Origin of the sequence: Amycolatopsis kentuckyensis, assembly GCF_002155975.1 — a bacterium.
In the GTDB taxonomy this organism is placed as follows: Bacteria; Actinomycetota; Actinomycetes; order Mycobacteriales; family Pseudonocardiaceae; genus Amycolatopsis; species Amycolatopsis kentuckyensis.
Genome location: NZ_MUMI01000584.1, coordinates 1 through 7,751, shown reverse-complemented (window position 1 = coordinate 7,751; position 7,751 = coordinate 1). Strand labels below are relative to the sequence as shown.

7 protein-coding genes and 1 pseudogene are annotated in these 7,751 nt (G+C 71.1%); 3 read left to right on the top strand and 5 right to left on the bottom strand.

Annotated features, from left to right (window positions below; genetic code table 11):
- A partial coding sequence (locus CCN39_RS50420; RefSeq protein WP_158104601.1) for a hypothetical protein occupies positions 1-211 on the top strand: 211 nt, incomplete at its 5' end.
- A gap of 56 nt (positions 212-267) precedes the next feature.
- Here CCN39_RS50420 and CCN39_RS42815 read toward each other — a convergent pair.
- On the bottom strand, positions 268-1,299 hold the full coding sequence (locus CCN39_RS42815; protein WP_244211263.1) for an alpha/beta hydrolase: 1,032 nt from the start codon (positions 1,297-1,299) through the stop codon (positions 268-270).
- An 85-nt stretch (positions 1,300-1,384) separates the two neighbouring features.
- Complete coding sequence (locus CCN39_RS42810; protein ID WP_086852301.1) at positions 1,385-2,716, bottom strand: cytochrome P450; 1,332 nt, start codon at positions 2,714-2,716, stop codon at positions 1,385-1,387.
- 158 nt (positions 2,717-2,874) lie between these two features.
- Between CCN39_RS42810 and CCN39_RS42805 the strand changes: the two genes are divergently transcribed.
- Positions 2,875-3,702: an SAM-dependent methyltransferase gene (locus tag CCN39_RS42805; RefSeq protein ID WP_086852298.1), complete on the top strand. Its 828-nt coding sequence runs from the start codon at positions 2,875-2,877 to the stop codon at positions 3,700-3,702.
- Positions 3,703-3,753: 51 nt separating this feature from the next.
- On the opposite strand, the gene CCN39_RS42800 is transcribed toward CCN39_RS42805, so the two are convergent.
- The 3 genes from CCN39_RS42800 to CCN39_RS42790 all read right to left on the bottom strand — a co-directional run bounded on the left by CCN39_RS42800 (position 3,754) and on the right by CCN39_RS42790 (position 7,235).
- Positions 3,754-4,785: an Acg family FMN-binding oxidoreductase gene (locus CCN39_RS42800; RefSeq protein WP_244211262.1), complete on the bottom strand. Its 1,032-nt coding sequence runs from the start codon at positions 4,783-4,785 to the stop codon at positions 3,754-3,756.
- Between the two features lie 295 nt (positions 4,786-5,080).
- Complete coding sequence (locus CCN39_RS42795) at positions 5,081-5,314, bottom strand: hypothetical protein (protein ID WP_244211261.1); 234 nt, start codon at positions 5,312-5,314, stop codon at positions 5,081-5,083.
- A gap of 226 nt (positions 5,315-5,540) precedes the next feature.
- A complete protein-coding gene (locus CCN39_RS42790; protein WP_086852305.1) occupies positions 5,541-7,235 on the bottom strand; it encodes a sensor histidine kinase in 1,695 nt (564 codons plus the stop codon).
- Positions 7,236-7,393: 158 nt separating this feature from the next.
- On the opposite strand from CCN39_RS42790, the pseudogene CCN39_RS52305 reads away from it, so the two are divergent.
- Positions 7,394-7,751 (top strand): annotated as a pseudogene (locus CCN39_RS52305) (Acg family FMN-binding oxidoreductase); the annotation flags it as partial.

Sequence of the window (7,751 nt, the reverse complement as noted above, 5' to 3'; positions counted from 1 at the left end):
CGCCGCCGGCGGCGCGAACCCCAGCGGGTTCTGGCGATACGCCGACATCTACCGGCAGAGCCCGGCTTCCCACGACTACTTCGACTTCAACGGCAACGGCAGTCCGATCTACGGGAACATGCTCTACGCACCCGGCTGCGCCTGGGCGTCGGGCACCATTCAGTATTCGGGTGGCTGGAGCACCGGTACTGCTGTTCAGCCGGGCTGCTGAACGAACCGGCTCGCGGGGTCTGCTGCACCGGCCGCAGCCCCCGCGAGCCGCGGCCACTACCGGCCGACCTTGCGGTCGGCCCAGTCGATCACGGCCCGGAAGTAGTCCGCCGCGTTGGACGCGTAGTTGATCGCGTGCCCGTAGCCCTGCAGCGCATACGTGGTCAGGTCCGCGCCGACGGCGTAGTACGGCGTCTCGGACGTCTTGATCCCGAGCGCCGAGGAGCAGTTGGTGGCCAGCAGCCCGCAGAACACCGTGTCCTGGCCCAGCACCACCATCACCGGCCGGTCGATCAGCAGCGAGTACGGCGCGATGATGCCGATCGGGAACAGGTCGGCCGCCTGCTCGTACGCCGAGGTGTCCTTCGTCGCCTCGTCGAAGGCCACCGCCCCGTCCACCTTGGGGCCTGGGGCGTGGAAGATCGAGTAGCGGCTGCCCGGCATCGTGGTCAGGTAGCCGGGGTCGTAGCCGCCGGTGGCGAACCGCGGGTCGAGCATCGCCGGGTAGGTGGCGGCGAAGACCGCCGTCGTCCCGGTGAGGTTCAGCTTGTGGGCCAGCCCGGTGACGAGCACGGCGTCGACGTCGTGGAACGTGGCCGCTTCGATGCTCGCGGTGCCGGACCCGAACGAATGCCCGGCCAGGATCACCTTGCCGAACCGCGGCCCCTGCGCACCGGACCGGACCGACTGGATCACCTGGTGCACCACGGCGGCCTCGGTGATCGTCGTCAGCACCGCGCTCGGCGGGGTCGTGCTGCCCCCGGTGCCGAGCCGGTCGAGCGCCAGCGTGGCGTACCCCGCGTTGTTCATCGCCAGCCGGTAGGACCGGATCTCCGGCTGGTACCCGATGTCCCAGTACGAACTGTTGTACGTGCCACCGGGAATGAGCACCTGCACCGTGTTCGCGCCACCGGCCGGCACGCACAGGGTCCCGTGCATCGTCTGCGGGAGTGCCACGAGCGTCACCGGGAAGTTCACGTCCCGGCAGCTCGCGCCGTCCGCTCTGGCGGACACGGGCAGGAGCAGGAAGCCCAGCGCCACCAGCACGAGCACGGCGGCCCGCCGGCGACGGCCGGCGGCGCGCGTCATCCCACCACGGAATTCGGACACGAGAAATTACCTCCGAAAGAAATCAGACGAATGATGCGATCGAAAAAACTGGTTCCGCTGCCGGTCAGCTCACCCGCCGGGGCAGCACGGTCATCGGCATCCGATCGGGATAGGCCGCCGAAGTGACCGTGAGGCGCACCGGCACCCCCGGCACCGGGAACAATTCCCACCCGGCCAGCACGGTCGCCGCGACCACCGTGATCTCGGTGTGCGCGAAAGCCTGCCCGATGCACTGCCGGCCACCCGCCCCGAACGGCACGTACGCCCCTCTCGGAACGCGCGCCGCCCGCTCGGGCAACCAGCGATCGGGGTCGAACCGATCCGGCTCCTCGTGGAACCGCGGATCGAAGTGCAGCGAAAACGGGCTGAACATGACCTCCGTCCCGGCGGGCAGCCGCACCCCGCCGAGTTCGACGTCCCGCAAGGCCCGCCGCATGAGGATCCAGATCGGGTACATCCGCAGCACCTCGCTGACGACCCGGCGCAGGTACGCCAGCTTCGCGACGTCGGCGAACGTCGCCGTCCGGCCGCCCAGGACCTCGTCCACCTCGGCCCGCACCCGCCGCTCGACCTCCGGATTCCGGGCCAGCTCGTGGAACAGCCAGGTCAGCGCGACGGCACTGGTCTCGCTGCCCGCGGTGAGCAACGTGACCACCTCGTCGTAGACCTGGTGGTCGGTCATGCCCTCGCCGGTGCCGGGATCCCGGGCCAGCATCAGCATCGACAGCAGGTCCCCGTGGTCCTCCCCCGTGACCCGCCACCCGGCGATGACCTCGTGCACGATCCGCCGGAGCCGGTCCACGGCCTGGTCGAACCGCCGGTTGGCGGGGATGACCGGGACGTGTTCGAGGAACCGCGGGGACAACGCCCGGACCATCCCCGCCTTGAGCACCACCGGGATCGACCGGCGGGCCTCCGCGACGGCCTGCCGCCCGAGCTCGGTGGCGAACAGCGTCTCCCCGACCACGGTGATGGCCAGCCGCTGCATGTCGGCGTCCAGCCGGCGGACCTCACCCGCCCGCCACGTACCGGTCAGTTCTTCGGTGGCCCGCACCATCGTGTCCGCGTACGCGGCGAGCCGGGCACCGTGGAACGCAGGCTGCATCAGCCGGCGCTGCCGCAGGTGGAAGGCACCTTCCGACATGACCAGCCCGTTTCCCATGAACGGCCGGAAACGATCGAAGATGATCCCTTTCGAGAAGCTCGTCGCCTGGGTGACGAGAACGTGATTGACCAACTCCGGGCTCGTCAGGAAATACGTCTCCAGCGGACCGAGGAAGAGACGCACGATATCGCCGTGCGCGCGCAGGGAAGACGTGAACCCGACGCGCCGCCGCAACATCGACGGGGTGTGTCCCAGCAGGATCCGACGGCCTGGTGCGACCGGGACGCTCATTTCCTCTCCTTGGCAGTCCGGAGGAGGTCTGCCACCTTAGGCCCAACCGGCGGCACGCGACAGCACCCATCGGCTGAATTGCCGTCACACCGATGGCGTAATCGCGGAACGCCCGGTAATTGAGTATGTTCTTCGTTCGACGGTGAGCGAGGTGCACGATGACGCAACATCAGGAAGAGGAATGGGTTCCTCCGGGTATCGACACGACGAAACCCAGCAGTTCCCGGACCTACGACTATCTGCTGGGCGGCGCCCACAATTTCCAGGCCGACCGCGACGCCGCGGAACAGGCCGAGAAGATCATGCCCGGCATCCGGGACGTCGCCCGGCTCAACCGCGCGTTCCTCGGCCGGGTCGTGCGCACCCTGATGGGCCTGGGCATCCGGCAGTTCCTCGACATCGGCTCGGGGATCCCCACCGTCGGCAACGTCCACCAGATCGCCGGCGAGATCGACCCCCGCTGCCGCGTGGTCTACGTCGACCGCGACCCGATCGCCGTCGCGCACAGCAAGATGCTCCTGCGCACCAGCGAACACGCCACGATCGCGCACGCCGACTTCACCGACCCCGACGGCATCTTCGCCGACCCGGACGTGCGCCGGCTCGACTTCACCGAACCCATCGGCCTGCTGATGGTCGCCATGCTGCACTGGATCCCCGACGCCAGCGACCCGCACGCGCTGCTCGCCGAGTACCGCCGCCGCGTCCCGCCCGGCAGCTACCTGGCCATCTCCCACCTGGTCAGCGACCGCGACAGCGACCGCATCAACAGCGCCGTGGGCACCTTCAACCTCGCCAGGGGCCACGACCAGGCGACCACCCGCACCCACAAGGAGGTCGAGACCATGTTCGGCGACTTCGAGCTGATCGAACCGGGCCTGGTCGGCTGCGCACTGTGGCGCCCGGGCGGCCCAGGGGACATCTCCGACGACCCGCACACCAACACCCAGCTCTACGGCGGAGTGGCCCGAAAGACCGTCGGCTGAGCCTCGGCCGGCCGCAGCGTCCACAATAGACCGCTCACCGCCGGCAAGGGCTTAGATTGCTTTGAAAGTACTCGCGCCGTGTATGTCGTTATACGCTTTCTTTCGTGCTGAGCTGGTCCGAGACGACTCAGGACCCCGTGCCGGGAACAGCTCACCGAGCGGGAGCCGTGGTGAGGGTGCGGCGGGGACGGCGGGGTAGCCGAAGCGGAAGATCGCCTGCGGGACGCCGGGCAGGGCGAGCTCGGACACGAGCCGTGCCCGGAAGCCGGTCAGGTGCAAAGGCTGCGTGATGACCGAGCCCACCAAGGCCTTGGCCGCCGCGGCGAGCCAGACTCGCTGCAGCGCCGCGCCGGCGGCCAACCGGTCGAGCCGGCTGTCGCCGTCGGTGCAGAAGACCAGGAGGTTCTCCGCGGCGAGCCGGTCGGCGAGCACGGCGTCGTCCGGGACCGGCGTGGCGGTGCGGACGAGCCCCGCGACCGGCAGGGCGTCGGGGCTGAGCGCGTCCTCGGCGATGCCGTCGCCGACGAGCGACCCGTGCGCGATCCACGCCCCGAGCTCACGCTGGTAGCCGCGGTCGTCCCGGAGGACGCGCGTGGCGAAGCCGAGGAGCTCCGCCAGCTTGTCCAGCCGCCCGGGCACGACGGCGTGGACGCCCGTCGTCTCGCCGGCGGCGACCAGCGCGCGCTGCACGTCCGTCGGCACGCGGCTGTGGAAGAACCGGTGCCGGTGACTGCGGCGGCGGCCGATCGCCTGGTAGAGCGTGTAGGCCCGGACGGAGGTCGCGCGCGGGCGGCCGATCGTCACCGTGGCCACGACCTCGCCGGCGTCCCTCAGGTCGACGTGGCAGTCCCGGCCGAGGGCGCGGACGGCGAGTTCGAGGTTGGTCAGCGCGGCACCGCAGGAGAGCACGCGGTCGCGGTCGACCGGGTCGTGCCGGCGCAGGTGGACGTCCCGGCGTTCGAGCAGGTCCACTTCGGTCCCGCGGACCAGCAGCTGCCACGGCTGGCTGTTGTGCACCGAAGGCGCGCGGCTCACGGCGCGCGCGAGAACACCGAGCTGCTCGTGGGTCAAGGCGGCGGTCATCGCGGTCACTCCTCGTCGCGGAGCCGGATGCCCCGCCACAGCCATGGTCGCGGTGGCGGCGCGCCCGCACCGGAGCACAAAGTCCTCCGGTCCGGCGGAATTCGGCCTCTCCCCCCTCCTCGTTCTGCCATGTACCGCGCCCACTCCCCGCTGGACGGCGGCCGCGCCGCGGTGCCCGCCCGGTCCCGCCGCGCCGGCGGTTCGGCCAGGACGACCAGCGGAACCCGGTCATCCGCCCGCGTGCGCCCGGAGGTGTCTCGTGGCGGCCCGGCAGGTGGCGAGGAGCCCGTCGACGTCAGTCACGGTCCGGATCCGGTGAGACCAGCGCGACCGGCACCCGGTCGCGGACCGCGCACACGACACCGAACTCGCGCGCGGCCAGCTCGGGCTCCTGGCCGCGGACGTCGACGACGAGGTCGGGCTGGGCGAACGGCTCGTCGAGCGGGCACCGCCCACCCGGCGCGAGGGCGCGGCAGAGGCCGGCGCGGCTGTGGCAGCGGCGACCGGGCGGCCGGCGGTCGCAGGACAAGGAGACCGCGGGGAGGGGCCGGGCGATGCGGCCGGATTGCCCGGCCCGCGAGGACCTTCGTCACCGAAGCCGGGCGAGAGGACCCTCTCGGGCCGGCGTCACGAAGCCGCGATGAGGGAACTCGTGACCGCCGAACTGGCGTGATTGAAGCCGGAACTGGCGTGATTGGGGACGGGACTCGCGTGATTGGGGACGGGGCTCGCGTGATTGGGGACGGAAGCCGGGGTCAGTTGACCGGTGCCGACCACTCGACCCTGACGCCGCCCTCCGGGCCGGCGCCCCACGTGAACGTCCCGCCCGAGGACTCGGCCCGGTCGCGCAGGTTGCCCAGCCCGCTGGGGGAAATGCCCTCGGCCGGCCCCTTGCCGTCGTCGGCCACGACGATGCGGATCATGTCGTCCTTCACCGTGACCGACACCGACACCGTCGAGGCGTCCGCGTGCCGGACCGCGTTGCTGACCGCCTCCCGGACCACCGCCTCGGCGTGCTCGGCCAGCTGGGTCGGTACCGTGTCGATCGAACCCGACAGGCTGACCGTCGGCTGGATCGGTGCGTCGTCGGTCAGCTCGGCGATCGCGTCGTGCAGGCGGTGGCGCAGCCGCAGGCCCGTCTCCCCCGCCGCCCCGCCGTGCAGGTCGAAGATCGCCGTGCGGATCTCCTGGACGATCTCGTGCAGCTGCTCGATGCTGTCTCCCAGCCGCTTTTGCAGCTCCGGGGACTTCGTCCGCCGCTGCGTGCTCTGCATCGACAACCCCACCGCGAACAACCGCTGGATCACGTGGTCGTGCAGGTCACGGGCGATCCGATCGCGGTCACCCAGCACGTCCAGCTCCCGCGCCGCCCGCTGCTGGGCCGCCAGCTGCAACGCCAGCGCCGCCTGGTCGGCGAACGACGCCACCACCGACAGCTGAGCCGACTCGAACGACGCCGCCCCGGCTTCCCGGGCCGCGATCAGCACACCGGTCGTGCGGTCGCCCGCCCGCAGGGGCACCACCATCGCGGGCCCGAAGCGCTGCTCCCGCAACGCGAGTTCCGGCACGCTGCGCGGCGTCCGGTCCCGGTACACCGCGCCGGGCACACTCTCCTCGACGTCGATGCGCATCCCCGACAGCTGCGAAGCCCGCGTCCCGGCGCACACGGTGACCGTCAGGTCGTCGACGTCGTCGCCCCAGTCCTCGTCGACGTCGAGGCGCCCGGAGTTCGGCAGCGCGAGCAACGTGACGTCGGAACCGGTCAGCTCCAGCGCCCGGCTGGCGATCAGGTTGAGCGCCTCCGCCGGGTCCGTGCCGCCCAGCAGCTCCGTGGTCACCTCGCTGGTCGCGGCCAGCCACTGCTGACGCACCCGCGCCTGCTCGTAGAGGTGCGCGTTCTCGATCGCGATCCCGGCCGCGGCGGCCAAAGCCTGCACCACGACCTCGTCGTCATCGGTGAACGGCTCCCCGTTCTTCTTTTCGGTCAGGTACAGCCGGCCGAACACCTCGTCGCGGACCCGCACCGGCACACCCAGGAACGAATGCATCGGCGGGTGGTGCGCCGGGAACCCGACCGAGGCCGGGTGCGCCGAGATCTCCTCCATCCGCAGCGGCTTCGCCTCGTCGATGACCACACCCAGCACACCGTGGCCCTCCGGCAGGTCCCCGATGAGCCGGCGGGTCTCGTCGTCGATGCCGACGTAGATGAACTCCGACAGAGAACCGTCCTCGGCGAGCACGCCCAGTGCGCCGTACTTGGCTTCACCGAGCTCGATGGCCGCCTGCACGATCCGGGTCAGCGTCGTGTCCAGCTCCAGCCCGGACGCGACGGCCAGGACGGCGTCGAGCAGGCCGTCCATCTTGTCCCGGGTGCCGATCAGCAGCTCGATCCGGTCCTGCAGGTCGCGCAGCAGCTCCCGCAGCCGCAGGCCGGACAGCGTGCCCGCCATCCGCCGCGGCCCGCCGTCCGGTTCGTGGGCGGCTCCGCTCACCAAGGCCTCCGCATCATCGGTGACTTTGTCCCCTTTCCGCGGCACCGCGGGGCGAGAGACCGTCGGAAGAAGCTTCCGACACACAGTGTGCCGCTCCGCGGCACCGAGGGGAAACCATGACACTACCCATCACCTCGATCGGCCTGCTGGACCCCGATCAGGTGAAGTCCGTCCTCGGAGCGGCGGTACTGGCGCCGTCGACGCACAATACGCAGCCCTGGCGGTTCCGCTGCACCAGCGCGGGCCTGGAGCTGCACGCCGACACCGACCGCGCCCTGCCGGTGGCCGACGCCGACCAGCGAGAACTGCTCCTCTCCTGCGGCGCGGCCCTGTTCAACCTGCGCACGGCCATCCAGGCGCTCGGTGCCCACCCGGCCACGACCCTGCTCCCCCGCCGGGACGACCCGACGCTGCTGGCCGTGGTCCGGCCGTTCGCGGCCCGCCGTCCCGACCCCCGCCTGGTCGAGCTGGCGG